The sequence below is a fragment of the Paenibacillus polysaccharolyticus genome (genome assembly GCF_900102085.1).
GTDB lineage: Bacteria > Bacillota > Bacilli > Paenibacillales > Paenibacillaceae > Paenibacillus > Paenibacillus polysaccharolyticus.
The window spans coordinates 145,002-171,215 of the sequence record NZ_FMVM01000007.1 but is presented as its reverse complement, the minus strand read 5'-3'; the positions used below and the strand labels follow the sequence as shown (position 1 = coordinate 171,215).

The window sequence follows — 26,214 nt, the reverse complement described above, 5'->3', positions numbered from 1 at the left end:
AGGAATAAAAAAAATCTGGGGATAACAGTGATCGGAAGGAAATTCTGCTATCGAAGTGTTTAGTGTAAAACGAAAAAAATTGAGCCTGTAAATCATCAAAACGAATAAATTTAAAGGATGGAATACATGACGAATCAAACTTTTGCATCAATTGGCGTAGCAGAGGATCTGGGAGCATTGCTAGCTGAGCACGGCATTAACGAACCTTCCCCGGTACAGGCACAGACCATTCCAGTTATATTGGAAGGCAAGGATGTCGTATCCAAGTCGCAGACGGGAACAGGCAAAACGCTGGCATACCTGCTACCACTACTACAATCCATTAAAAGTGATATTAAAGGAACCCAAAAACTGATTATTGCACCAACGCAGGAACTTGCAATGCAAATCGTACGTGAGGCTCAGCGTTACGGTACGGGTCGTGGCATCGGTGTACAAGGTCTGATTGGCGGCGCTGCCGTGAAACGTCAGATTGAGAAATTGCGTGAACATCCAGAATTGATTGTTGGTACACCTGGACGGTTGAAGGAACTGATCACACTTAAAAAGCTAAAAATGCACAATGTATCGACGATTGTTATTGATGAAGCGGATCAGGTGTTTCAGCTCGGCGGTGTAAGTGACGTGGAATTTGTGCTGAAAAGCGCGCTGCGCGACCGTCAATTAATCTTCCTGTCAGCTACAATTGACGAACATACGGCTACACTTGCTAAGCGCGAGATGAAAGAGCCTGTTCATATCGGTATTGAACCGGATCGTGCGACGGCTGCCGGACTTGAACATTATTATTTTGTGGAAGAGAGCCGCAACAAGATCGATATGTTGCGTCGTCTTGTTAGACAGTATAACCCGGATCGCGCTATCGTCTTTGTGAATGCAACGGAGGACATCGGTGAGGTTGAGGCAAAAATGAATCACCTCGGGTTGTCCGCAGCTGCGCTGTACGGAGATGCCGACAAAGTGACTCGCAGCAACGTACTCGCCGCCTTCCGTAACGGCAAAATTCAATTGCTGATCGCCTCCGAGGTGGCGGCAAGAGGACTGGACATTGAAGGTTTGCCAATGGTCATCAACTATGACCCTGCTTTTGACTCAGAGCACTATGTTCATCGTGCAGGCCGGACAGGCCGAATGGGACGTTCAGGAATTGTATTGTCCATCGTCGATGAAACGCAAATTTTCATCATGCGTAAATTCGCTCGTGAACTCGGCATTGAATTGCAGGAGCGTACGTTGTTCGGCGGTAAAGTGTTGGTGGCTGATCCGCGGCCAGATACGCGTCCTGAAGGACATTCGTTCTCGCGGAAACCAGGACAGTCCCGTGATCGTAAGCCAGCTCAGGGGAACCGGAAGCCAGGGACGAGAGCAACCATTTCGAATTCGGGTCAGCGTCCCGCAAGCGGCAAGCCTAGTGCTAATGGAGGCCGCACAGATAGCGACCAGAACCGCAAAAACAAGGGAGCACCCAAGTGGAGCAAAGACAGAGCGCCGCGCTCTGAGGAATAATCGGATGAAAGGGGTGCAGGGATAGATGGAAAATGTTCAATCGCCTGTGCTGCAAATCAGCGGGCTTAGTGGTGGTTACAGTGCCAAACGGCCAGTGCTTCATGACGTGAATCTGGAAGTAGGCCGCGGAGAAATGGTCGGATTGATTGGATTAAACGGTGCTGGCAAGAGTACAACGATGAAACATATTCTCGGTCTGATGACTCCGCAACAGGGAGAAGTTCGGGTAATGGGCAAAAAACGGGATGAGGATGCACAGATCTACCAATCTGCGATGGCCTTTGTACCGGAATCTCCCGAATTGTATGATGAAATGACCGTCATGGAGCATCTGGAATTTACGGCGAGGGCGTACAATGTGTCCGAGGCGGATTTCAAACAACGGACAGAGAAACTGCTGAACTTGTTCCGCATGAATGAGAAAAGCACAAGTCTATCCACACATCTGTCCAAAGGGATGCGCCAAAAGGTCATGATTATGTGTGCTTTTGTGGCAGGACCGCCACTCTACATTATTGATGAACCGTTTCTGGGGCTCGACCCGCTGGGGATTCGTTCACTGCTTGATTTTATGCTGGAGATGAAAGCAGCCGGGTCTTCTATTCTGCTGAGTTCACACATTTTGTCCACGATTGAAAATTATTGTGATCGCTTCATTGTATTGCATCGTGGACATGTCATTGCTCAAGGAACACTGAACGAATTGCGTACGGAGTTCGGAGAGCCTGACACACCGCTGGAGCACATGTTCTATTCCCTCGTGCAAGGCAGGGATTAGTATGGATCTCAAGCTGTTATGGAAGCAACGTCGGACAGGTTTTTGGAATGGAATTTTACCTTATGTGGGCTATGTCATCCAGAGCGGTGTAGCGATGGTATTTCTGTTTCTCGTCATCGCTTTCTCCGCTTGGTATACATCCTTTGTACAGAATATTCCTGCGGGATTTCCGATTCGCTGGATTGCTTTATTGTTGCTGGCTCCGCTTGCACTGTTTAGCAGTTATCGTACATATCTGCTTCCGGCAGATATTGTCTTCTTGCGGCCGCAGGAGTACCGGATGCAGGATTATTTGAAAAACAGCTTTGTGCGTGGCGTAATTTATAAAATGCTGTTGTTACTTTTTGTATTTCTTACCTTGTGGCCACTCTATGTAAGGTCAGATGTAGATGCCAAACCACTGGGCTGGTCCATGTTGTTTCTCGTGTTATGGAAAGTGTTGTCCAGTTACGGTGCATGGCAAGAACTGAGGATGGTTCAAGCTGGGGCGTCCAAAGGATATCGGATACTCCGCTGGGCCATAGCTATCCTTGCCGTTGCAGCCTGGTTATGGCAACCGCCGCTACGCAGCCTTTGGTTTCTGTTACTACTGGCCGCTGTTTATATCGTTGCACTGCGTGTACCTGTCAAACACCGAGTCGCTTGGGAACGTCTGATTCAGGTGGAGCAGACACAAGCAGGCAGAGTCATGCGTACATTAGGCTGGTTTGTCGATGTGCCATCGTCCGGGCAAAAGGTGAACTCTCGCCGCTGGCTCAGTAAATGGGGCAATGGTCTTCCATGGAATGCGGGACAGGCTTATCGATATCTCATGACCAAAACATTTATTCGAACGGAAGTATTCACCATTGTTCTGCGTCTGATCATCCTGGGTATGTTGTTTTCCTGGTGGACGGCAGGCAGTTACTTCGGAATTGGGGTATATCTGTTCTTCCTGCTACTTACAGGCATTCAACTGGGGGTACTGCGCCGCAGTCACGGTGAATCCTTCTGGATCATGATCTATCCGATCTCAGGAGAGAGCCGCCGTTCACAGGTGCTCGGTTTCATCTTCCAATTGCATGCTATAGCCGCATTGCTCATGTGGTTGCCGATGCTGGCAGCAGGAATGGAAGGACTGAGTATAACAGGCATTGCACTCATACTTGGTGTACTTGTCATCGTGCTGATGCGTCGTTCGCAGGGTAGCAAATGGCTCAAAGAGGAAGAGGACGAGTAGAAGAACCAAAGTAGTCTAAGCTTTCGCTGAGCCTTCAGGTCTATTTATCACAAGTGAATTATACGTAGGAGCAAGAGAAGAAGGGTATTTCGGGCTGTATCCCGAAATACCCTTCTTTTTGATGTGTGCTGTAAACTCATGATGTCTTGCGCGTATACATAGCGAAGACGTATTAGTACAGGAAGGATTTTGTGATGATGACGAGCAGGATGAACAGTACGAGAATGGCACCAATGTTTGTGAATCCTCCAACGCCACAGTATCCGTATCCGCCTCTTGTATCTTCAACTTGGGACATGGGTCATACCCCTTTCGAGTGATGGTTTGGCACGCCCTTGCGTACATCGTATATTATGTGCCATAGCGTTAGGCTGATTGGGCCTCTGCCCGTGTATATGTCTTTTGGGCTTCTGTCCAGAAAACAAAAGAACCCTTCGGCGATGACATTAGCTTTCGCAATGTGCCGAAAAGGGTTCTATTTTTGAAACCGTCTAAATTAGAAGGTTATATTTACTTATATGCTATGTCGTTTGCAGATCCTGCACGCCGCGATAGATCGTATCGAACAGTTCTTGCAGACCTGCTTCCTCGATACAAGAGAAGGCAATCCGCAGATCGGATTCACCGAGTGCAATCGTGCCTACACCATATTGGTGCAATAAATGGCTACGGAGTGCTTCAGCACCGACTTGTTTCAGCTTCAGACACATGAAGTAACCGGAATTGAATGGATAATAATCCCATACGTCTCCATACTTACCGCTGTCCAGGATTGCTTTAACTTTGTTGGCGCGGCCTTTCATAATCTCAAACTTTTCTTGTTTCTGTGCTTCAAACTCCGGTGCTTTCAGCGCATCCAGAACAAAAGTCTGTGAAGGATGTGGCCCGCTGGAAATCGTTGCACGGATAATACCAAGTGTTTTTTGCTCCAATGCATGCAAAACAGCAGCATCTTCATGAGCAAATGTAATGAATCCTACACGGAAGCCCCATACGAATTCTTCTTTCGTTGCTCCGTCGATCTTCACCGTTAATACACGTGGATGAATATTGGCCAGTTTACCAAAAAGAGATTCATGAATGGAATCTTCAAAAAACAGACCGAAGTATGCATCATCTGTAACCACAACAACATTTACACCGGCTTCTGCAGCTTGACGAATGGCATCTACGATGGCATCTGCTTCTGCGCCGCCTGGCGTGTAACCTGTCGGATTGTTCGGGAAGTTCAGCAAAACAATGGCTTTTCCTTTGTCCTTCTGTGCAAGCAACGCCTGAAGCAGTCCGTTGCTGTTAAAGTTCAATTGATCATCAAACAATGGATAATGAATCAACTGGCCGTGTCGACGAATTCCGAAAGTCAGCTCGTAATTCTCCCAGTTTTTATCCGGATATATAACAGCGTCCCCTTCTTCAGTGAACAGGTCGGCTACGATGCTGAGTCCATGAGTTAGTGCGTTCGTTACAATCGGGTTTCCGAAAGATTTGCCTTCCAGTGAAGGGGTTTCTCTCAGCATCTTTTCTCTCCAAACGGTTCTTAATTCAGGTTTGCCTGCAGGAGGCGCGTAAGGATACAGATCCTTCGGCTGGAATGCGGACAACTTTTCCTGAATCACCGGAAGATGCATAGGCACTCCACCCTCCAGAGCGATACCGATCGTTGCATTATAGGTCTTGGCCAAGCTTGCTGCTTCCGCAGATTGACTTAAGATACCTTCTTTTGGAAAATAAATTTCTTTGCCGAGTTGTGACAGCATGGAGTAGACGTGACTGCTGCCGGCCTGAATACTTTCGTTCAACTGTTCAGCCAGTGGATTCATTTTTTTCATCCTTCCAAGTCTTTGTGATTCACTGCCTAACATTATAACACCTTGACATGGCCCCGTCACGGAAATTACGCAATATGACAGTTATATCACTTCACCGCGTTGTTGCGCGGGGTCAGAATGCAATATTAGCATAAATTTAAGGCTGGATCTGGCGTGTTACTCCTGATGGTACGGACAATATTTTCGCATCATTTCAGCCGTTTCATGATCCCGGCCTTCGTTTCGTTTATGCAATTCACCGCTGATATGATCAAATCGTTCAGGCGTCAGATTCTGCCCGAATTTAAACTTGGCGCTGAGTCGATCTGGTACGATTCGAACTACAGCAACAGCTTTGAGTCGCCCGGTGTAGCGGGAGTCTTGTGCATCAATCGGTACATAACCGCCTTGCGGCTGGAGTTTCTCCATAAACCGCTGCAGTACCTTGCCTTTAATATCAAGATCTTCTACACGCTCTGCCAGACCGGATGCCATGACACTTTTGAAAAACGAGGTTGCAGGACAAGCCAGTTCAGGATCACTGAAAAAAGAAGGAATCAGCGAGAATTCCTCCGCCACGGTAAAGCTGACGGACGAGTGCTGTTTGATCTGTTTCATTTTTTCCCCGGCTAAACTTCCATGAAAATAAAAGCAACCATCCATATATACAAAATTCAGCGGTGTAACTCTCGGTTCTCCATCCGGGCTGACGGTACCCAGAAACCCAAAAGAGCACTGGTCCAAAAATGTAATGATTTCCTGTTCCTCTTCTACCGAAAATTCTTTGCGTCTCATGTGATTTCCCCCATTATTTTAGTAAGTATTAGAACATGTCGGAATGTAGAAACCGTTAGAACATATCAGAAATAGGATTGCAGTATTGTTTTTCATGAAGATAACCATAAAACGAATATTGACAGTAAAATAGATCCAATTTACATTCATTTTTATAGGCCAATTGGGATGGAAGATGATCTTAAGCAGGAAGCAAGACTAGGAAAAGATAGAAGTAAACATAGAAGTAAAGATCAAGAAGACATGTTAAGGGGGAGAACCACATGGAATTATGGCTGCCACTTGATTCATACGAACTCCAATATCGATATAAATATCAAGCGTTATATCACGCACTGCGGGATGCGATCCATTCAGGTACACTGGAAGCAGGAGCACGTTTGCCTTCTACGCGTTTACTGGCAAAACAGTACGACATGTCACGCGGGTCGGTAGCCCAGGTATACGATATGTTGCTTGCGGATGGATATGTCCATGCTTATCCGGGAAAAGGAACCTATGTTACGGAATCCTTGTCCGTGCATCACAACGATCATAGCGAAGCGGTGTTGTCTTTATCTCCATGGGGAGAGCGTCTTCGCGAACTAACCGCAGAACACAAACGTTCACGTGAAGAGGTTCAACTGGAAAAGGAATCCGTCTTCAATTTTCGGATGCAGCGCTTGCTGCCAGAACATTTTCCAAAAGCCGAGTGGAAAAGTGCGCTCGCTGCGGTTCATCGCAGTGGCTGGCGAGATGTAGATGGTGCAGCCGGTGATCCAGAGCTACGGGAAGCGATTGCCGCACATCTTCGCTGGACACGTGGCATTCAAACGGAAGCCTCCCAAATCGTACTGTTCAGTGGATCGATACAAGGCATTACGCTGTTGTCACAATTACTCATTCACGAGGGAAGCCCGGTGGTGCTGGAAAGTCCCGGTTATCAAGGCGTTCTGCATGCGGTCAGATCCTGCGGTGGTGTAGTGATACCAGCTGAAGTTGATGAAGGAGGTATTATCCCGCAAGATTGGCAGGCACAAACGTTATTTGTCACGCCGACTCGCCAGTTCCCGACCGGAGCGGTACTAGGGCTGGAACGAAGGCGGGCCTTACTGAACTGGGCATCAAAACAAAACGCCGTTATTGTTGAAGATGATTATGACAGTGAATTTCGCTGGGGCGGACGACCGATTGAACCACTTAAGGTGCTTGATCGTGAGCAACGCGTGATATACATCGGTTCCTTCTCCCAAACGATGCCTGCTTCGTTCCGCCTCGGTTATGCGGTATTGCCAAGCAGTCTGGTCGAGCCACTTCTGGCTGCCAAAGCTCTGTATGAACCGGTGTCACCCGCGCTGCTGGAACAGCGTGCACTAGCCAGATTTATGACACGAGGTGGATATATGCGGCATTTACGTCGATTAACCCGGCTATATGGGGATCGGCATGACTTTTTTGTGGAGGAAATGAATCGGTGGTTGCCACAAGCCTTCACCATGCAACCAGGTGATGCCGGTTTGACCATTTATGCGATCTGGAACGGGGACCAAGCAAGTTATGAACGGTTTACCAGAGAGGTTCATAAAGAGGGCGTTTTGTTCCGGGATGTGGAGCAGTACCGCTTAACTCCGGGGCATGCTGCAATATGTTTCGGGTTTGCTCATCTGGAAAAAGCGGAGATTCGTGAAGGGATACGGCGGATGCAAGCCGCGTGGGAGAAGTGTACATTTTCGTTTCAGTGAATTCCGCTGTATAATGGGATAAGTGTTTAAAGAGATTAACTGTCAAGGGGGAGTGGCGACATGCTGCAGGCATCGCCGTCATCATTTGTAATTTTGCCCGCTGTCGCCAAAATAGTCTGTGAACCGGGCTGGAAGTGGCAGAAGCGAGAAAAACCGATGCAAAATTATGATTTATTTTACGTGTGGAGCGGTGAAGGCACGGTTATTTTGAATGATCAGCCTTACGAGGTTGGCAAAGGAAGCTGTTTCCTGTTTCGTCCGGGAGACCATACAAGCGCAACGCATAACAGGCAGAAACCACTGGTGCTTACATATATTCATTTCGATGTGGACGAGCCTGTTGTGGATGTGCCTCAGTCTTACCGTGAAGTGCAGGAGACTGTGGAGTTTGAGCATTTACTTGCACGTTACGTAAGGCTGTTTTTGTCCGATGTGTATGGACGTGATGAAGAGAGCAGGCTGATTCTGAAGCAGTTGATGATCCATTTACTGCGTGCGGATACGGAAGAACCTGTGGAGAAAAAGGTAAGTAATCAGTTGTCCGATGTGATTCAGGAGGTAGCGAATTATGTTCGCCAGCATCCCGGAATTACACATCGTGTAGAGGATCTGGCCGCGCGAGCCGGTCTGTCGCCGCGTTATTTCTCAATCAAGTTCAAGGAACTTGTCGGATCATCGGTACAGTCCTATATTATTCGTATGCGTATTGAACGGGCAGAACATCTTCTGGTACATACCGGTATGAACGTGACCGAAGTTGCGGATGCACTGGGTTATCGGGATATCTTTTTCTTCAGTCGTCAGTTCAAGCAATATACGGGCAAAAGTCCGTCAGAGATTCGTTAAAACCATGTCAGCGTCTCGTATGCAAACATCACAACGTTTCAATGCTGGATGGCTAGGGTAAGTAACTAGCATTCCAGATGACCTTACAAGGAGGAACATGTGATGATGAACGGAAAAAGACGGGTTCGTAGCCGTAGAAATTCCATTAAGGGATGCAGTATTTTTCGGAAACGCCTGCGCCGGCTGAAACCCGTTGAAGAACTGCAGGACGTATGGTTTTAACGTTTGGAGAGATGGCCACACCTTATAATGAACTGGCGTTCCAACCGGAGAGAGGCAGCGCCATGCATGTATACATGAAATGATATTGAGTTAGGCAATTTAGAATGGTAACATTTCATATCATGAATTATAGGCAAATGAAGGATAGAGAATAAAGAGGATGGCATAACACCTGATTGCAGGTGCTGAGCCATCCTCTTTATTTACGTATGAAATTAGGGTTGTTTGGGTTTCAGACGACCAAGTAAAGCTCCCATTTTAACGGAATCTCCAGGTTTCAAATCAGGGAGCGGTTCGAAGGTATCGGTCTGCATAAGCAGTACAACGGTAGAACCGAACTCGAAATAGGCCAGATCATCTCCCTGAGCCCAAGTCTGGGTGTCAATATCGGCATATTGAATACTGCTGACATTCATTGCACCCACTTTGACGACAGCTACTTCACCATAATCATGCTGAATATACGTAATAAGCCGTTCATTGCGGCTGAGCACGGATTTCATATGGGTGAGTCCGAAATCATTCACAGGATAAACTTTGCCTTTGATATGCTCGCTCTCCATCTTACGACCGCTGACAGGTGCATGAATGCGGTGGTAGTCGCGCGGACTGAGATAGAGCACAAAACCATAACCATGCTTGTACTTCTCCAGATGTGGAGAGTGGTTTAACAATTCAGCAAGTGTATAATCTTGTCCCTTTACATTCAGAATGGTTCCTGCAGAAATCGGGCCTGCTGCCGTAATTTTAGCGTCGACAGGGCTGATCAATGCATGTTCCGAAAGGTCTAGCGGGCGCATCCCGGGTTTTAATTTGCGAGTGAAGAAATCATTCAGGGAACGATATTCTTTCCAATCCTTCTCGGCTTCCTGTACAGGGATGTTATAGGTCCGGACAAAATAAGGGATAAATGCTTTGCTTCCCCGGCTTTTGGAGAAAGCTCCCACGGTCCGGGAGATCCATTTGCGCGAAGAAAGCTCAGTCATTAATCGCAACAGCGTTTTTGCCATGAATATCCCCCTTAGGGTTAATACAAACTTCAAGGCCGCAAAAGCGGCCATTCTGCATAATATTGACACAAATCACGAATGAAATCAATACAATCCACGATCATAGGTTTGTGGCTGTCTTGGAATGCTGGAGTTGTGATTGACGAGCAGACGTCCGTACGCCATTGGTTTGTTATATGTCATCTGCCAATGTTCCTGCATGCCAGCTTTACGAAACCCATATCGCTGATCCCTGCCATTGCATTCGATAAAGTAAATGCCTCCGTTTTGGGTCACGCCGAGGTCGAGGCCCAGATCAGCCAGATGAGGCAAGTTGGAAGCCAGCGTGTGAGCAATACGAAGGGCGACCATAGTTATTCGGGCTTGCAGCTGGAATAGCTCCGGACTCGGTTCGGCCAGACCAAGTGCTCTAGCAACAGTCATGACTTTGCCGCCTTGCGCGATGTTTGTGACAAACGTATGCGCCGGAGCTGCCTTGGCAAACATGCCAGTGACACTCCATACCCCATCTCCCCCGCGTTGCACGGATACTCTAAGATCAACGGGCCTTCCCTCATACCGGATAAGCGGAACCCGTTCTTCAATCAGATAAGCATGACGGAATATCCGCCTTAGTGTAGCGCAAGGCAACTGTCCCCGGTTCAGCTTGAAGGTGGCCCAGCCTTTACGCGATGCCCTCGTTTCACAGGTTAGTCTCCAATGTCCCTCCTGCTGGAAGAGACGCATAATGCCATGACCAATGCTGCCGCTACACGGTTTAATGACGAGATCCTTATGATGTTCCATCATGTAAGTGAGCGATTCGGGCGTTGCTTTGACTGCGTGTGGCAGATGATCTTTTAAAAAAAAGTCTTGCCGCAGCATATCATGCACATGGTCCTTCCGATAACGATTACGCACGTTATACACCTGGATGCCTTGCAGGAGCAAACGTGTAATCAGTCGTTGTTCCGCACGGCGAAGCTGGAGCGCACGGTTATGGATTACGGAAGGAAGCGGTATACGCTCACGGACGTAACGACCTTCTTTTTTCACATAAGCCAGACATGTTTTACGATCCAGATCGATATCCTCCAGCCTTAAAAAGCAAGGCGTTAATCCGTAACAGGCTGCAGCCTGTTCATAATTGGCGAGTGATTCCTGACCGGTCCTTCCGGCCGGTATCCCCCGGTACATGCGTGAATCGAACATAATGCCGATCGTTTCTTGGAGCATGACCGTTCCTCCTTCATTGTTATCGCGCAACCATGAATTTTTTCAGTATGCCGGCCTGTCAATGCATGGTTTTAACATCGCGATAACGCAGACCGGTGTGCAGAGGCACTTTTATACATCCGTTGATGTCCAGACATCTTATCTTATGAAACGAGCGGATGCGGGGCGTGGACAGCCGCCTTCTCTCTTCACTTCGTACAGCCTAATTACGCCAGTGTAGATGTAACGTTAACCTGAGTAGACAGGAATCTGATCAAGGATGTGCAAAAGTAGGGCCATAAAAGTGGCAGATGCCCAGCTCAAAGCATATGATGCCGGAGATGAACGTTAGGGGAAGGAGCTGGCCTCATGAGTAAAAAAGGCAAAAAAAAGGTTGTGACGCCTAAACTGCGTCATATCAGTCCCAAATTCAGGGAGCTGGATCTGATGGATCGGCGACTGGAATTCAGCAAGCCGGAAAAAACAGTGAAAAAAGAGGAGGTTTCGACTTCGGATAGAGTTGCCTCCAAGGAAGTTATTGCTGATACCGTAACGACATCTGATCAGACGACGCCAGATGCATCGGTCAATAAATCTGAAGTTGTGGTGGAAGCGCAAGACATAGTGCAGGAGCAACAGCCCCAACAGCCGCAACAAATTGCCCCATTAAATGCAGAAAAAAATAATGTGGAAAAGGAAAGCGCAGAAAAAGAACTTCAGATCAGAAGCATTGCGCACCTTCCAGTGAAAGAACAGGATAACCCAAGCCGTTCAACAGGCAAGCTGCGTTTTGAACAATTAAACCAGAACCAGATGCCAGGCTATGAAGGACAGTATATTTATACAGATGACCTCAGTGAGTTTGCCGTCACGGAAAGTAAGCTGGCTCCTTTTTCGGTGGACGCCTCCAAGCTGAAATCAGGAGCTGTAGGAAGCGAGGCGCTTCAGGATTATGCAGTAACAAGTATTCATATTGCGGATGGTGCGATTGTTTCTGCTAAGCTGGCTGAGGCTTCGATTGCGGAGGAACATCTGATTGATGGCTCTGTATCAGGTCACAAAATCAGAAATGCATCCATCGCTGGAGACAAAATCCGAGATGGGAGCATTACCTCACAGAAGCTGGGCAATCAGGTCATTGATGCAGCCAAAATAGCGGATGGCTCCATCGGCACAAGGCATCTGAGTCGCCTGCTCGTCACAGAGGAATTAATCCAGAATCAAGCTGTTACTGGTGAAAAAATCGCGATTAGCGGGATCGAGACCCGTCATTTAGCTGGTGGAGCTGTCCATACCTCGAAACTGGCGGATGATGCGGTCACCAGTGCCAAGATTCGTGATGGAGCGGTGACAGGTAGCAAAATTGAAGAGCAATCTATTGATACACGCCACATTCAGGCCGGTTCGGTGAAACAGTCTCATTTGGCTGAAGGTTCTGTTGGACGTAATCAATTGCTGGCAAGCAGCATCGGCAGCGAACAGATTGAGGATGGCTCGATTCATACACGGCATATTGCCGAGCATGCCTTGAATGGACGACATCTGGTGGATGGTTCGATCGGATCAGTACAGATTCGAGCTGCTGCTGTAGGGAGCGAACAGATCGGCAATGCCGAAATCGGTAGTGAGCATCTAGTCGATGGAGCGATCATTAGCAGCAAGCTGGCAGATCAATCGGTGGGAACAGCGAAATTGCTGGAGCAGGCGGTGACGGCTTCGAAACTGGCAGATCAAAGCGTTGTCGCTTCCAAAATATCCGATGAAGCTGTGCTCGGGAAACATCTGGCTAAAGGCTCGATTCGCGGGGAACATATTGCCAATCGAGGCATTACACCGGTTCATGTTGATAATGGTGCTATTCATTCCATACATTTGGCAAGTGGAAGCATCGAGACAACACATCTATCCGAGGGAAGTGTGTCTGCGGATGCACTGGCTTCAGGTGTTGTGCTGGAAAAACATCTGGCAGAATCTTCTGTAGGATCATTCCAATTGCAGGATGAAGCAGTCACAACCGCAAAGCTGGCATCAGAGAGTGTCACGGCTGATAAACTCGCTCCAAGTGCGGTTACAAGCAAAGCTATAGCCTCAGGTACGGTCAATTCGTCCCACTTGGCCAAAGCAGCCGTATCAACGGCTCATCTGGCTCCCGGCAGTGTGGATTCCGAAGCACTGAGGCCGTATGCAGTGAAAGCCGAGCACCTGACAGAGCATGCCGTAGGTGCCCCTCACCTGCAGCCGGGCAGTGTTCAGACCGATGCCATATCACGTGCGGCAATTACGACGGACAAAATAGCTCCGGGCAGCGTGACTTCAGCACAGATGGCAGGCGGTTCCATCTTTCCACCACATCTTACAGATCATGCTGTGACATCACCTAAACTCTCACCGGAAAGTGTCTCTACAGATAAGCTGGCTGATCTATCGGTCACCTCGGCCAAACTGGCTGACGGCAGTATCACTTCCGCCAAGATTATGGCTGAAAGCATCGTTGCCAAACATATCCCTGCTGAAACGATTCGTGGATATCACCTGAAGCAGCATACGATCTCGCTGGAGCATCTGTCCGATGAGGTGCGTACGCCAGAATTATTTGCAAACGGCAGCATCCCCGGTAGCAAGCTTCGTCAAAGAACAGTGACGACAGAACATCTGGCCACCGACTCGGTATCTGGTGAGGAATTACAGTACGGGGCAGTGGGAAGCGAACATCTGCAACGAGCATCCGTTGATTCCATGCATCTCGCTGAAGGCAGTATAAAATCAGATCATTTGACTGCTCAGTCTGTCCATAGCGCTCATCTGAGAGAAGAGGTCATTCGCAGTGAGCATATTACCGAGCAGGCGATATCTTCCAATCATTTGATGGCCGGAGCGGTGCATACAGAACATTTGGCTCCGCTCTCTGTAACAGAAGCACATTTACAGCCAGGGCTGATCAGTGGTTTGCATCTGCAGTTGGAATCTCTGGGTGCTACACACCTGCAGCAAGGTGCAGTTCAATCTCGTCATATCCAGGATGGGGCTGTTTTCTCCCACCATATTCAGGAGCGGAGTATTGGAACGGAACATCTGGAAGAAGAGTCTGTCCGTTCCGTCATCTTACAAGATGGTGCAGTTACTACTTCTAAATTGGCGGATGGCAGTGTAGACGGCAGTAAACTGACAGAAGGCACGGTATCCAGCATTCATTTGACCGATGAGAGTGTGCAGTCTGCCCATATCGCAGAAGGTGCAATCCGTGCGGATCATATCGAGGATGGAAGCATCACGGCAAGCCATTTGACCGAAGAAGCTGTAAGCACAGCTCATCTGCAAGATGGTGCAGTTACTACGTCTAAACTGGCGGATAGCAGTGTAGGCGGCAGCAAACTGACAGAGGGTGCGGTATCCAGCATTCATTTGACCAATGAGAGTGTGCAGTCTGCACATATCGCAGAAGGTGCAATCCGTGCGGATCATATCGAGGATGGAAGCATCACGGCAAGCCATTTGACCGAAGAAGCTGTAAACACATCTCATCTGCAAGATGGTGCAGTCACGGCATCTAAACTGGAGGATGGCAGTGTGGACGGCAGTAAACTGACAGAGGGCACGATCTCGTCTGTGCATCTCGCTGATCGTGCTATTGATGGCAGCAAGTTAAGTGAGCAAAGTATCACGTCCAGTCACTTAAATGATGGAATCGTGGGCACATCACATCTAAGTGAAGAGATCTGGAATGCAATTCGTCAGGTCAGTGCAGAAACGCTGGAACAGCTTGCCGAGTTCAAAAGGCAAGAAGCCATGCAGGAAGTACAACAGTTTATACAGTCGGTTGGCCTGCCTAACGAAGGTCTGTTTACCTGGGGAGATGATGCGGAGTCGTCGCCGGATGTGCCTGCTGAATTCCAAGCCGGAAATTTGAATCTTCAAGAGCTGCTTGGGCTATACAATGATTCGGAAGTAGATGCCGTATTAACGGAAGGCGAGTCTGCTACGGGAATCACTGAAGCTGAAGATGCATCGGATGGAGAAAATGCATTATCACCGGATGTAGCTGTCATAGACTTATCCAACTCTATCACCCCTCAAGGGGCTGATACAGAGGTGCCAGTCTCCTATACCCTTGAGCCTCAGTCGGTCAAACAAGAGCATTTGTGTGATGGTTCTGTAGGCAGTGAACAGTTGCAGACTGGTGCTGTTCAAGCCGAACATCTGGCATTCCAGCCGGTACGTAGCGTGAGTAAACAGCCTGCTGTGCAGCAGTTTGGCATGGAAGCTTTTGTTCTGCCGGAGAATGAAACGTGTACCGAAGTGACGATCGTTTTCGAAGAGGCGTTTGATTCGGAGCATTATGTTATTGTAGCCATGAGCAATGACCGTGGCTTCCAGGTATCGCTGTTATCCCAGAGTGAGGATGAAGCTGTGCTGGAAGTAACACGGACAGCAGATTGCAAGCATACGTATGGTTTGTTGTCCTGGATCGCAGCGGGGCCATCGGCATAAAAATATACAGAAGCGGTGTCCAGAGTATGTCCCGGACACCGCTTTTGCTTGGTAAGCCTGACCGTTCGGACATGAGGGGTGCCGGAACGAGGCTACTTTTTAACACAAGATATAGAAGGGAAAATAATAAGTTCAGCTTTACTTTTTGTGAAGGTCGCAGACACTGCACAGGATCAGTTAACGATTATAGTCCTACAGCTTGATAAGCTTTGGTGATGGCAGTAGCCTCGGCAGAATTCGCGCCGTAGAGGTCTTTGGCCGCCTGAATCGTTGCTGTTTTGGCAGCTGCAAATTTGGAAGTTGGTGTCAGGTAATTCACCAGTGTGCTGTAGAAGATACGCACTGCTTTATCCCGGCCGATGCCGCTAACGGTTACACCGTTATGTGTACCCCCTTGGGCAGCAAGGTAGAACGCTTTGTTGATAATACCGCTGTTGGTGTGCACACCGCCGTTATCTGCACTGCCAGTGTAACGGTCACTATATTTGTCAGGCTGGTTATACAGGGTAGGGTCGGCTAAAGAGCGCAATGCATCTCCTGGAATGTTAGGAGTATAGATGCCGTCACCCAGCAGCCAGTTTTTACTCTCAATGGTGTTACCCATAATATCAGCAAACGCTTCGTTTAATGCTCCTGGTTCGTTGCGGTATTCCAGATTGGCGGTGTACTCGATCACTCCATGTGTGAGCTCGTGACCCACAACATCGAGATCCCCGGAGAAGATACCGAACAGTGAGCCATCCCCGTCACCAAATACAATCTGTGCCCCGTTCCAGAAGGCATTGTTATAGTTGGAGCCATAATGTACTGTGGAGCGAATCAACAGACCGTTGCCGTCCAGGCTGTTGCGGTTAAATTTATTTTTGTAAAAATCATAAGTAGCAGCAGCATAAGCATGTGCATCAACAGCTGCACGGTCCGTCCACACGTTATTAGAGCTGGTAGACAATGTTCCTGGTAAAGAGGAGCGATTGTTTGCTGTATACGTTTGAATGCCTTTTCCACGAGTGGTATCTTTCAGCTGGTAGGTGCTGCCCGATTGCGTTGTGGTCAGCGTTTTGGTGTCACCAAACACCCCGGTACCTGTTCCTGTAGCAAAATTGATAATATCAAACTGGGATACGATGCTTCCGTCCACGGCGTTAATAAAATATTTGGTTCGCAGCGGGGCAGGTTCAAGCACGTTCACTTCGGTAATGTAAACCAGATAGGTTTGACCGTCATCTTCATGATGATAAATTTGGAGTTCAGCCTTTGGCTCAAGCTCCGGTGCACCTAACTCGCCGATCCGGGATGTCGCTTCTTCCGAGGCCACTTTAATCGCGTCCTCTGCACTGATACCAGGGATTCCGTCATTAGGAATCGCTTGTTCTTCAACAGGCGGAAGTTCACCAAGAGCAGAAGTCACAGCTCCCGTTTTGTCCAGATGGAGGGTCTGCTCGGCACCGTAGACCGGAATACCTTTGATGTACTGTTGCAGACGGAAGTGCCTTACACCGGAAGTATCCGTGTTACGTTTAATGATTTTGAGCTGGCCTTTGACGTCAGAGTTCAGGAACTGTTCCTGTTGACCAAGATAATTATAGATCGTTTCGTCAGGATTGTTGTTCAAAAGGATACTCTCCTCGGAGGCATAAGGGGCCTCAAGCGGAATGGATAGATCAGATGGCGCTGCAGCAGCAGAGGATACGGAAGCGAGCAAAAGAGCTCCTCCAAGAATTGTTGGCATAACTTTGGCAAATTTCATTGTTAACTCTCCCATTCTCATCATATTTTTTGGAAAAAAAGGGTTTATGCCTAACTCGGATGGATTTCCGTCTGCATCTGGCAGGGCGGAGTGAGGGGCTCAAACAGAAGTATGTTTAAGAAGCAGGGGTTGTCCCCCTAGTGATTGCGGCAAACCGAAGGTTCTACGGAGAACCGGGATGTTCAATCCGTGTGTGGAATGCGGGAAGAAGAAGTCGGGTTGGGAACGGCATCACTCCTTTCAAGTTCAAGGTCTGTTTGTGTACAAAACGGAGGAGATCAAACGTCTGAACTAACCGAAGGTCAATAAAAGGACAGAAAGAGGTTTTGGGAACGTGAGTTCTCAACAAGGTTAAAAATGTAAATTGTGTGGCTTGAATCGTATAGTATCACAGTGTAAAAGATTGGAAAAGATACAATTTTAAATTTTTTCGAAAATTGTGTCTAAGGACAGGGAAGAGATGTCATTTTTAAAAATATTGACGATTCTTGTCGATTCACAGGATGGGTGTACTTACACTCCTGCCCAGAACCTAAGTAAGATAAGGACATACGCCGTTTCCACTGCTCCACGAATACATAGAATAACGTGTACTCCCTTGGCATGATCAGGATGGATTGTGGGAGGTGAATTTGTTGCGGAAACAACGTAATAGAGCCAGTTTTGCAACAAAAACAAGAAAAAAGCATACCAGACGGGTATCTGAAAAAAGACGAATCCAATCGAGAAGGAAAAAGGGTACAAAGACCTATGTTTTCTCCTTACCACCTAACCACTCATTTCATGCGAACAATCGAAGAGAAGCACATGAGATGATTGGAGAAGTTACTGAGCAAGACAGAGAAGTTCTCCCGCAGCCTGTGCTATCGGTGATTATTCCAGCGATGAACGAGGAACGCACCATTGCTGCTGTAGTCCGTGAAGCGACACGTATATGCCGCGATGCGGAAGTACTGGTTATCGTAAACGGGTCAACCGATGGCACAGCCAATGAAGCTGAACGGGCTGGGGCACGGGTACTCCACTATCCTGAAGCGCTGGGACATGATGCAGGACGAAGAGTAGGGGCAGCATCAGCCCGAGGACAGATCCTGCTGTTCACGGATGCAGACATTCTGATCCCGGCCGAACATCTGGCACCTTTCGTTCAGGCTGTGCTAAATGGAGTCGATGTTGCACTGAACAATTACAACGGTCCGGTGACACGTAGCCCTGTTCATCCGGTCGTTGAAGCAAAACATATGTTGAACAGTCTGCTCTCCAGATCCGATCTTGGTGGTGCTTCTATGACAGCCATTCCTCATGCGCTTAGTAGGCAGGCACTTGAGATCATTGGCATATCTTCACTGGAAATTCCGCCACTTGCTCATGCCAAAGCGATATTCGGCGGCCTTCGGGTGCAAGCTGTTCATCATGTGCCTGTAGGCAAATGGAATGCTGTTCGTTCGACGAAACGAGGCGGTGCTGATCTACTTAGCCAAATCGTACTCAACGATCATCTGGAGGCGATCCGCTGGATGACAGATACACGGGGGCCACGGGGGGCTTACCCTGATCTGCAACGTGTTCGCAGTCTGGCTCAATAGGAAGTTGTAAGAAATGAGGGGTTATGCGGTAGAGACGGCAACATGCGGAGGTGACAGCGATAAAAACACGATCAGGAGTAAGGGCAAAGAGACGGACGCGAGCCAAGCGAATGGCGGCGGGCAGACCCCGGAGCAGAAAGCAAGCTGAGGGGAAACGCGCGCCACGTACCCAGCATCTTGGGTGGAGCCGGCGGAATGTCCGGAAGGTGATGCCGGATCTACGTCCATTTTGGAGAGCAGGCCAGCTTGCAGGCAAACAATTCAGGGCAGACTCCGACAACCTGAATAAACATGCTTCTGATACGTGGCAAGTACACGCGGCGAATCTGCCGGAACAGACTAGCTACGAAGCTGCATTGCAGGCAGGCAGGGTGTTTATTCAAGGCTATGCGAATTCCTCAGGCCATGTACCAGAGATTGTACCGCTTCCCCTCCGACATGTTGCTGCTGCCGTAGTCTGTGCCTGTAATGAGGAACGCACACTTGGGCAAGTGCTGGTACAACTAAGACGTCTACCCCTCCGCGATATTGTAGTTGTATTAAACGGTACGACGGATAACAGTCTGGAACACGTGCTTCAACATTCAGGCATTACACTTGTGTATGAACCGGAACGAGCCGGGCATGATGTGGGTCGGGCGCTTGGAGCCAAAATGACAGATGCAGAGACCGTTTTGTTTGTGGATGGAGACATGGTTATACCTGCGGAACAACTGGCACCGTTCCTGTTCGCGATTGACCGGGGGCAGGATGTAGCGTTAAACGATCTGACTTCTTTACTTCCTCCTTTTGCCAAGCAGGACGAAGTCAGCCGAATCAAAGCCTATTTGAACCATACATTAGGTCGACGGGACCTTGGTTCGAATTCGATGACCGCTGTGCCCCATGCCCTATCTAGGCGAATGATTCAGGCTGTAAAATCTGCTTCGCTGGCCGTTCCGCCGAAGGCACAGATGCTTGCAATCCAGCAGGGATTTAAGGTATCCGCTCCATGCCAAGTGGATGTCATTCGCTCAAACCGACTGCGTGCCGGGAACACGGGTAGTGGTAATGGTGTTGCCAGATTGATTCTTGGGGATCACCTGGAAGCACTGGCAACATGGATGGGTACGAGTGAATATGCCCTTCGGACCAACCTTCCTTCCCGTGCAGAGGTAGCGTACAGGAGGAATGTGAGATGACGCTGACCAGCATCATTATACCCACGTATAACGGACTCTCGTTGCTGAGGCCTTGTATCGAGGCTATCCGAACATACACAGGAGAAGCAACATCGTATGAGATCATCGTTGTAGATAATGGGTCGACGGATGGTACTGCCGAATATTGTGCCAAGGAACGCATCCGGTTTGTTCGTTTACCCGAAAATCGGGGATTTCCTGCCGCTTGTAATGCTGGACTTCGGGCTGCGTGCGGGGATGAATTACTCTTGCTGAACAACGATGTTACCGTTACATCATGCTGGCTCGAAAATATGCGCACAGCACTGTACAGTGAAGATGATGTTGGCATCATCGGGCCAGTCACGAACTATGCCAGTGGTATTCAGCAGGTGCATATGACGTTTCGGGATGTGCCACATTTTCAGGAGCTAGCCTCTGCCAATAATGTTTCGGATGTGTCCAGGTGGAAGGAAGTACGCCGAATCGTAGGGCTGTGTATGCTGATGAAACGAAGTGTACTGGAGGCCGTAGGCTGGCTTGACGAAGCGTATTCCCCTGGCCACTATGAAGATGACGACTATTGTTATCGAGCTAGGTTGCAGGGCTTCCGTTTGTTAGTATGCGGTGATGTCCTTGTACATCATCAAGGCAGTGCGAGTTTTCAAAAGACAGATCATACGGAATGGAAACAGTTGCTGGAGCGTAACCGTTCCATTTTCATCAATAAATGGCAAGTCGATCCGCGTGAATTTATGGACATATCCGATGAAGGAGGGAACAAGGAATGAAAGGTGTAATTCTTGCTGGTGGCACAGGAACCAGGCTGTACCCTCTGACCCGGCTTATCAATAAACATCTGCTTCCCGTCGGTAAACATCCGATGATTATGTATGGTATCGACAGGCTTCGTCAGGCAGGGATTGAGGATATTCTGATTGTTATCAACAAACATTCCGCTGGTTTGTATACGGAGTATCTTGGTGGCGGAGCAGATCATGGGGTCAGGCTGACGTATCGTATTCAGGAAAAGGCTGGCGGTATTGCCGAAGCGCTTGATCTGGCCTCATCGTTTGTTCTTCCGGGCGAAAAATTTTTGGTGCTTCTTGGTGATAATCTGTTCAGCGATGATTTGAAACCGTATGTAGAGCGATATATGCAGCAACCTGCGGGTACGGCGCGAGTGTTGCTTAAAGGAGTGGACGATGCGCGTCGCTACGGGGTGCCTGTCTTTGATGAACACCATCCGGAACGTATCGCGTACATTGAAGAAAAGCCAAGTCAGCCGAAGACCTCTTACTGTGTAACGGGCATATACATGTATGATGACCATGTGTTTAGCCTGATTCATAACATTGTACCATCCGCACGTGGAGAGCTGGAGATCACCGATGTAAACAACCATTATGCCTCCGGCGGCGGATTGGAGTATGACATTTTGCAAAAATATTGGAGCGATGCCGGCACATTTGAATCGCTCCAGGAGGCAGCTGTACGCATGAAAGGGCAGCTACCTTAACCGGAAATAACAGGATACAGCCGCGGTGCGTTGCGTGGATCGAAACCGATGATTGAATCAGATGATGGAAACAGATGATGGAAACAGAATCCTCGCCGGAGCCTTGAAGTAAGCTCCGGCGTTTTGTGCAACGACCGCGGTCTTTCTCTAATATGCTCAGGGGAAATCGTGTGAGAGCAGTGGTATTGCCGGGGCGAAGTAAGACTACGCAGGCAGGAGAATAACGTGTGAGGTGTTTTAGGGCGCACAGGCAAAAAGGGGCAGATTACAGGGAAGTGATGTCGGATGTGTAAGGTAGGGGGAGAGTAGAGAATAGAAGAGGTCTGGGTCATGCGAGTGGTGTGAAGAGTGGGGGCAGAGCGGTGCAAGTGAATAATGCAGGGAAGTGGGGCATGTGAAAGGTACTGTAAGAGCAGGGAGCAGCAAGGGCGGAAGCAGTACGGGTGGTGTGATCAGGATAAGTAAGGCAGGCCGGACTGGAGTTGTGTTGAGTAGGGGCAAGGCAAGTACGGCTGAAAGAGTTGGGAAAGCGAGTATGGCTGGAAGTGTGATAGTCGCTGGCAAAGCAGATCGGATTGGAAATGTGGGCAATGTGGGCAAAGCAAGTCGGCCTGGAGGCGGCATTAGGGTGGGCAAAGTAGCGAGGGCCCGGGGAGTGGGAAAGACGGACAAAGCGCGAAGAAGCAGCAGAGCCGCAGGTGAGAGAGCGAGCAGGGCAGGCGGGGCAGCGCTTGCCCCGCCTGCACAGAGCCGCCTGCGCCAAGGCCCCGCCCCGCGCAGGCGCGCTTCTGCGCAGGGCCGGCGCGCCGCGGCCCGCGCCAAGCAGCGCACGGCGATGCGCCGTGCGCCCAAGCCAGCACCGCAAGCAAGCTCGCCACAGGCGATGCCTGCCAGCGGTGCTGGCCCCGCCCCGCGCCAGACGACACACCCGCAGGGTGTCGTCGTGCCCGCGGGGCGGGAAGGCGCTGCCGCGAGTGCGGGCAGCGCAAACGGCGTGCCGCCGCCGGCTGCGGAGCATGCCGTGCAGGCGGCAGGGCCCGGCGGTTACGCCGCGGGTTACCGCGACGGCGTATTCGCCGGGGGCGAGGCGCTGGTGGCGCAGCACATCCCGCCGGATCATATTCTACCCGCTGTCGCGGCGGCAGATTTGATCGCGGCGGGCTTCCGCCAGTATGCGCCCAGCTTGACCCGGCTAACCAGCCCTCATGAAATGGCTGGTCACATCATGGCGGCGCTGGATGCGCAGCGCCCCCTGTCTGTCGTTCGCCTCGGTGATGGCGAACTGCTTACGCTGGCAGCAGACACCGTGCTGCCAGCTGCAGAAGTGCAGGAGTTGGCACCGTTTCTGCCTTATGCAGGGGTGCCATGCTCCACTCCTGACATCCGCGCGACGCTTGCGGAAGCGATTCGGGGTGCAGACTGGGTGGGTGTGCCCATCTCACGTGCTCCGACGTTTCAAGGACTATTATTCCCGGTTCTGCGCCATTTCGGAATCGATTGGTCCCGTCTGAAATTGACCAGTTCCACCATCAATTACAGTCTGCATCAGTCTCGTCTGTTGCTGCCGATCTTGCAAGGACGGCGTGTACTGCTGATCGGCAGCCAGGCGGCAGAGCTTGGAGCCTTGTTACAACTGCATGGGGTGCAGGTTACAGGCATCATCCCTGCGGTAGCAGGCATGGCAGATATTCCGAGGGTAATGCAGCTGACGTCTGAGCACACCTTTGATATCGCTCTGGTCGCAGCGGGCATCCCAGCGGTGGTGCTATGCAGACGTATCGGTGGAGAACTGGGCAGCGTTGCCTTCGATTTCGGACATTTGGCGGACAAATTAGTGACAGGGGAGCTTCAACTCTAGTGAGTTGTCAGGGGCAGGATCACCGGGACCCTGCCTCTGGCACGAGTGGAATGGAGGAAGCAACATGAAGAAATCGGAAATACAGCCTCATCGTGTACGAAAAAATAATCAGAGCAATTCACAGCAGAGCAGTCAGCTTAGAGTGGGCGCGCAGTTATCGGGTAGCCATCCTCATCGTAAGGGGACATCTGCTAAGATTCTTCTTCATGCAGCCGATGGCCGTAATCGGCGTAATGCTTCACGGAAAGGCAAAAGGAGTCATCGTATTCTTCGAAACACCAAGTTATACAAGCAAGGATATAACCGAGGTTACGAAGATGGTGTTCTTCAGGGACAGAATTCATTCGGAATTGTGTTTGAAGGTGTCAGCATCATCATTCCCACCTACAATCAGCGGGATTATGTACTGCAATGTGTGTCAAGCATTGAGAAACATACCCCCGCTCCTTACGAAATCATCGTTGTAGACAATGCTTCTCAAGATGGTACGGCCGATGCACTGCTTCGCAAAGGCGGTATGGTGAGGGTTGCTGCACTGGAGAAGAATCGGGGCTTTGCCGGAGGCGTTAATCAGGGTCTGATGATGGCAAAGGGACGGCATATCGTTGTGCTGAACAATGATACTCTAGTTACCCCGGGCTGGCTGGAGAATATGATGACGTGCCTTAACAGCGATCCACAGATTGGTGTCGTAGGACCTGTAACGAACTACATTGGCGGAGATCAGCAGATTGAAGTGCCTTATCGTGAAGTAGAGGACATGTGGTCTTTCGCTGCGAACCAGAATCGTCCCGACCCGGAGAAACATCGAGTGACGGATCGGCTCGTCGGATTCTGCTGGCTGTTTTCCAGAGATTTGTTTGAGCGGGCAGGGTATCTGGATGAGGGTTACGCCGTAGGTAACTTTGAGGATGACGATTGGATTGTACGGGTGCGGATGTTGGGATACCGACTTGCTGTAGCAGGTGACGCCTTTATTCATCATTTTGGAAGTGTCAGCATGAAAGCGCTCGGAGAGCAGGACTTTAACACAGTGAACAAGGGCAATGAACAATTTTACAGTCAAAAATGGGGAGATCCCCAAGCGCTCATCGCGGAAACCTCCAGGCTGGCACAGACTCCGCACTCAGACCCTCAAACTCGATCTCAAGCGAACGTATCTTCGTTAGCGGCAAAAGGTGATTTACGCCAGAGGGCCGCAGGTTCCTCTTCTGTAAACAGTCCTGCAACATCACCGCTCAGACGAAGCAGTGATTTCTATCCCGAAGGTGCATTTCTTGTTGATCTAAAGGGTGATGTCTATGTACTAAGAAGCGGTCAGCGCCGAAAGCTGAACATTCCTGTTCCGCGCGGCATCTCGCCGGTGCTGGTAGCCAAACCTGATCTGCTGGGCATACCTGCGGGTGAACCGCTGGTGTCCGCCGGAGATATTCGGAACGGGTCGTTTGAACCTGACTTTCCTCTTGCCGTAATCTCTCCTGATCCTGGCGTGGCACCTACTGACTTAAGTATTGTATCTGTTGCTGATACACCGGAAGTTTGGTATCTGGTCACCGAAGGTAAACGCAGGAAGTTTGTATCCACCTATGCAGCGGAACGTTGGGGAATAAGCTCCAGACATGTGCATCAAATATCAACCGAACAACTCCATTCGATCCCGGAAGGATGGCCGATTATTGCTCCGCCCCAGTTGCTGAACAAGGATTTGTGATGGCCACCGCTCGTGGTTTGAAGCAACATGTAAACATGCGGAATGAACAACACTGAAGGGTGCGCTCTTCTTGGGCTAAACGCTCAGCTGATCTGTTCATTCCGTGTGAGGTCTTTCAATAAGAGTTATATAATTAGTGATCAGAGCAAGACTATTATATCTGTAAATACATATATGAAGTTGAAAGACTAATTTACTTCTAGGGAGCCGTAGGTAACGCATGTTAATAAGCTTGGAGGCTGAAAATGAAAAGAGCACTTTTTATTACTTTCTTAATCTTATTTATTCTCTCAGGGTGTAATGATCATGAAAAAATAGACATTAATTCACCATCTTACATGTTTAGCGAAAACTCCGGGATCGCTAGTGAAGTAAAAGTAAATTTAAATGGAATCTTTAACAAAAATGAAAATGCTTTTGAGGGATATTTATCTATCAATGATATGGCTTTCGAAAAGGTAATCTTCATGCATAAATCTTTGCTAATATCTTATGAAGGCGCAAAGAGAACCGTGTTAGGAGATATTTATTTAGATAAACAGGCTAATCAATTCGCAATTATTATTACAGAACCTGAACTATACACGAAATTAACGAATGAAAAATATCAGAATGAAGGGTTAGTTATCAGTGCTCCTGCATCAAATCTAGAAGAAGCAAAGACGATTGAGGAGAAATTAAAAGCATTGGAGTGAGTCTAAACTCACTCCTTTTTTTGAATCAAAATGGATACTGAATGGATAAATCAAAATTTAAATTTATTTTTTCTATTTTGTTATAGGATTGTTCTATTAGCAGAACCATTGACGATGCAAGGGGACGGGAGTACATTTATAGCCATAATTCTTATTTAACAGATTGGAATTAATGGTATATTTCGATCCGGTCTGTCTGATGATCTGGAACTATATTTTGGAAATCGGAGGTATGTCGATGTCATCATCCCAACAATGCGGCAGGATGAAGCAATGCTGTCTGAACGGAATGGAATAAGTCTAACAAGGCTAATGCAACAGGAGCACAGCGGTTATTTTTACATGGGTGCC

20 protein-coding genes are annotated in these 26,214 nt (G+C 49.0%); 14 read left to right on the top strand and 6 right to left on the bottom strand.

Annotated features, from left to right (window positions below; all coding sequences use genetic code 11):
* Positions 1-126 precede the first annotated feature (126 nt).
* From BLQ13_RS11560 to BLQ13_RS11550, 3 genes are read left to right on the top strand one after another with little or no spacing between them, the layout of a single operon-like run.
* Positions 127-1,506 (top strand): DEAD/DEAH box helicase, encoded by a 1,380-nt coding sequence (locus BLQ13_RS11560; protein WP_090919410.1) that lies wholly within the window; start codon positions 127-129, stop codon positions 1,504-1,506.
* 25 nt (positions 1,507-1,531) lie between these two features.
* The gene (locus BLQ13_RS11555) at positions 1,532-2,284 is read left to right on the top strand and encodes an ABC transporter ATP-binding protein (RefSeq protein ID WP_090919407.1); all 753 of its coding nucleotides are present in this window, start codon (positions 1,532-1,534) and stop codon (positions 2,282-2,284) included.
* 1 nt (position 2,285) lies between these two features.
* The gene (locus BLQ13_RS11550) at positions 2,286-3,503 is read left to right on the top strand and encodes an ABC transporter permease (protein WP_090919404.1); all 1,218 of its coding nucleotides are present in this window, start codon (positions 2,286-2,288) and stop codon (positions 3,501-3,503) included.
* 172 nt (positions 3,504-3,675) lie between these two features.
* On the opposite strand, the gene BLQ13_RS28685 is transcribed toward BLQ13_RS11550, so the two are convergent.
* The 3 genes from BLQ13_RS28685 to BLQ13_RS11540 all read right to left on the bottom strand — a co-directional run bounded on the left by BLQ13_RS28685 (position 3,676) and on the right by BLQ13_RS11540 (position 6,106).
* Entirely contained in the window at positions 3,676-3,801 is a 126-nt protein-coding gene (locus tag BLQ13_RS28685; RefSeq protein WP_208606778.1) for a YjcZ family sporulation protein, read from the bottom strand.
* A gap of 223 nt (positions 3,802-4,024) precedes the next feature.
* On the bottom strand, positions 4,025-5,323 hold the full coding sequence (locus BLQ13_RS11545) for an aminotransferase class I/II-fold pyridoxal phosphate-dependent enzyme (protein ID WP_090919398.1): 1,299 nt from the start codon (positions 5,321-5,323) through the stop codon (positions 4,025-4,027).
* Positions 5,324-5,488: 165 nt separating this feature from the next.
* Positions 5,489-6,106, bottom strand: coding sequence for a pyridoxamine 5'-phosphate oxidase family protein (locus BLQ13_RS11540; protein ID WP_090919393.1), 618 nt, complete (start codon positions 6,104-6,106; stop codon positions 5,489-5,491).
* A 263-nt stretch (positions 6,107-6,369) separates the two neighbouring features.
* Here BLQ13_RS11540 and pdxR point away from each other — a divergent pair, with 263 nt between their 5' ends.
* A complete protein-coding gene (gene pdxR / locus BLQ13_RS11535; RefSeq protein ID WP_090919389.1) occupies positions 6,370-7,827 on the top strand; it encodes a MocR-like pyridoxine biosynthesis transcription factor PdxR in 1,458 nt (485 codons plus the stop codon).
* 60 nt (positions 7,828-7,887) lie between these two features.
* The gene (locus BLQ13_RS11530) at positions 7,888-8,673 is read left to right on the top strand and encodes an AraC family transcriptional regulator (protein WP_090919385.1); all 786 of its coding nucleotides are present in this window, start codon (positions 7,888-7,890) and stop codon (positions 8,671-8,673) included.
* Between the two features lie 437 nt (positions 8,674-9,110).
* Here BLQ13_RS11530 and asd read toward each other — a convergent pair whose 3' ends face one another.
* Positions 9,111-9,905: an archaetidylserine decarboxylase gene (asd, locus tag BLQ13_RS11525; RefSeq protein WP_090919382.1), complete on the bottom strand. Its 795-nt coding sequence runs from the start codon at positions 9,903-9,905 to the stop codon at positions 9,111-9,113.
* Positions 9,906-9,989: 84 nt separating this feature from the next.
* The gene (locus BLQ13_RS11520) at positions 9,990-11,120 is read right to left on the bottom strand and encodes a YheC/YheD family endospore coat-associated protein (protein WP_090919379.1); all 1,131 of its coding nucleotides are present in this window, start codon (positions 11,118-11,120) and stop codon (positions 9,990-9,992) included.
* Positions 11,121-11,468: 348 nt separating this feature from the next.
* Here BLQ13_RS11520 and BLQ13_RS11515 point away from each other — a divergent pair, with 348 nt between their 5' ends.
* The gene (locus BLQ13_RS11515; RefSeq protein WP_090919376.1) at positions 11,469-15,587 is read left to right on the top strand and encodes a WIAG-tail domain; all 4,119 of its coding nucleotides are present in this window, start codon (positions 11,469-11,471) and stop codon (positions 15,585-15,587) included.
* Between the two features lie 184 nt (positions 15,588-15,771).
* Here BLQ13_RS11515 and BLQ13_RS11510 read toward each other — a convergent pair whose 3' ends face one another.
* Positions 15,772-17,334 carry a M4 family metallopeptidase gene (locus BLQ13_RS11510; RefSeq protein WP_090919373.1) on the bottom strand — a complete coding sequence of 521 codons (1,563 nt, stop codon included), beginning with the start codon at positions 17,332-17,334 and terminating at the stop codon, positions 15,772-15,774.
* A gap of 812 nt (positions 17,335-18,146) precedes the next feature.
* On the opposite strand from BLQ13_RS11510, the gene BLQ13_RS11505 reads away from it, so the two are divergent.
* The 8 genes from BLQ13_RS11505 (at position 18,147) to BLQ13_RS11475 (ending at position 25,863) form a co-directional block, all read left to right on the top strand.
* On the top strand, positions 18,147-18,920 hold the full coding sequence (locus BLQ13_RS11505; RefSeq protein WP_244159295.1) for a glycosyltransferase family 2 protein: 774 nt from the start codon (positions 18,147-18,149) through the stop codon (positions 18,918-18,920).
* Between the two features lie 13 nt (positions 18,921-18,933).
* Complete coding sequence (locus BLQ13_RS29000; protein WP_276326736.1) at positions 18,934-19,068, top strand: hypothetical protein; 135 nt, start codon at positions 18,934-18,936, stop codon at positions 19,066-19,068.
* Positions 19,069-19,129: 61 nt separating this feature from the next.
* Entirely contained in the window at positions 19,130-20,101 is a 972-nt protein-coding gene (locus BLQ13_RS11500) for a glycosyltransferase (protein ID WP_090919367.1), read from the top strand.
* Positions 20,098-20,871: a glycosyltransferase family 2 protein gene (locus BLQ13_RS11495; protein ID WP_090919364.1), complete on the top strand. Its 774-nt coding sequence runs from the start codon at positions 20,098-20,100 to the stop codon at positions 20,869-20,871. Before BLQ13_RS11500 ends, BLQ13_RS11495 begins: the two co-directional genes overlap by 4 nt.
* On the top strand, positions 20,868-21,599 hold the full coding sequence (locus BLQ13_RS11490) for a sugar phosphate nucleotidyltransferase (protein WP_090919361.1): 732 nt from the start codon (positions 20,868-20,870) through the stop codon (positions 21,597-21,599). Before BLQ13_RS11495 ends, BLQ13_RS11490 begins: the two co-directional genes overlap by 4 nt.
* A 1,093-nt stretch (positions 21,600-22,692) precedes the next feature.
* Positions 22,693-23,457, top strand: a complete 765-nt coding sequence (locus BLQ13_RS11485) for a GT-D fold domain-containing protein (protein ID WP_244159294.1) — start codon at positions 22,693-22,695, stop codon at positions 23,455-23,457.
* A gap of 64 nt (positions 23,458-23,521) precedes the next feature.
* Positions 23,522-25,168 carry a glycosyltransferase family 2 protein gene (locus BLQ13_RS11480; RefSeq protein WP_090919359.1) on the top strand — a complete coding sequence of 549 codons (1,647 nt, stop codon included), beginning with the start codon at positions 23,522-23,524 and terminating at the stop codon, positions 25,166-25,168.
* Between the two features lie 245 nt (positions 25,169-25,413).
* Positions 25,414-25,863 carry a hypothetical protein gene (locus tag BLQ13_RS11475; RefSeq protein WP_090919356.1) on the top strand — a complete coding sequence of 150 codons (450 nt, stop codon included), beginning with the start codon at positions 25,414-25,416 and terminating at the stop codon, positions 25,861-25,863.
* Positions 25,864-26,214: the final 351 nt, after the last annotated feature.

Coding starts and splice junctions, on each gene's coding strand:
- asd (WP_090919382.1), bottom strand. CDS start 9,905: ATGGCAAAAACGCTGTTGCGATTAATGACTGAGCTTTCTTCGCGCAAA.
- pdxR (WP_090919389.1), top strand. CDS start 6,370: ATGGAATTATGGCTGCCACTTGATTCATACGAACTCCAATATCGATAT.
- BLQ13_RS11505 (WP_244159295.1), top strand. CDS start 18,147: ATGATTGGAGAAGTTACTGAGCAAGACAGAGAAGTTCTCCCGCAGCCT.
- BLQ13_RS11515 (WP_090919376.1), top strand. CDS start 11,469: ATGAGTAAAAAAGGCAAAAAAAAGGTTGTGACGCCTAAACTGCGTCAT.
- BLQ13_RS29000 (WP_276326736.1), top strand. CDS start 18,934: ATGAGGGGTTATGCGGTAGAGACGGCAACATGCGGAGGTGACAGCGAT.
- BLQ13_RS11520 (WP_090919379.1), bottom strand. CDS start 11,120: ATGCTCCAAGAAACGATCGGCATTATGTTCGATTCACGCATGTACCGG.
- BLQ13_RS11550 (WP_090919404.1), top strand. CDS start 2,286: ATGGATCTCAAGCTGTTATGGAAGCAACGTCGGACAGGTTTTTGGAAT.
- BLQ13_RS11475 (WP_090919356.1), top strand. CDS start 25,414: ATGAAAAGAGCACTTTTTATTACTTTCTTAATCTTATTTATTCTCTCA.
- BLQ13_RS11530 (WP_090919385.1), top strand. CDS start 7,888: ATGCTGCAGGCATCGCCGTCATCATTTGTAATTTTGCCCGCTGTCGCC.
- BLQ13_RS28685 (WP_208606778.1), bottom strand. CDS start 3,801: ATGTCCCAAGTTGAAGATACAAGAGGCGGATACGGATACTGTGGCGTT.
- BLQ13_RS11555 (WP_090919407.1), top strand. CDS start 1,532: ATGGAAAATGTTCAATCGCCTGTGCTGCAAATCAGCGGGCTTAGTGGT.
- BLQ13_RS11560 (WP_090919410.1), top strand. CDS start 127: ATGACGAATCAAACTTTTGCATCAATTGGCGTAGCAGAGGATCTGGGA.
- BLQ13_RS11480 (WP_090919359.1), top strand. CDS start 23,522: ATGAAGAAATCGGAAATACAGCCTCATCGTGTACGAAAAAATAATCAG.
- BLQ13_RS11540 (WP_090919393.1), bottom strand. CDS start 6,106: ATGAGACGCAAAGAATTTTCGGTAGAAGAGGAACAGGAAATCATTACA.
- BLQ13_RS11510 (WP_090919373.1), bottom strand. CDS start 17,334: ATGAAATTTGCCAAAGTTATGCCAACAATTCTTGGAGGAGCTCTTTTG.
- BLQ13_RS11490 (WP_090919361.1), top strand. CDS start 20,868: ATGAAAGGTGTAATTCTTGCTGGTGGCACAGGAACCAGGCTGTACCCT.
- BLQ13_RS11500 (WP_090919367.1), top strand. CDS start 19,130: ATGCCGGATCTACGTCCATTTTGGAGAGCAGGCCAGCTTGCAGGCAAA.
- BLQ13_RS11495 (WP_090919364.1), top strand. CDS start 20,098: ATGACGCTGACCAGCATCATTATACCCACGTATAACGGACTCTCGTTG.
- BLQ13_RS11545 (WP_090919398.1), bottom strand. CDS start 5,323: ATGAATCCACTGGCTGAACAGTTGAACGAAAGTATTCAGGCCGGCAGC.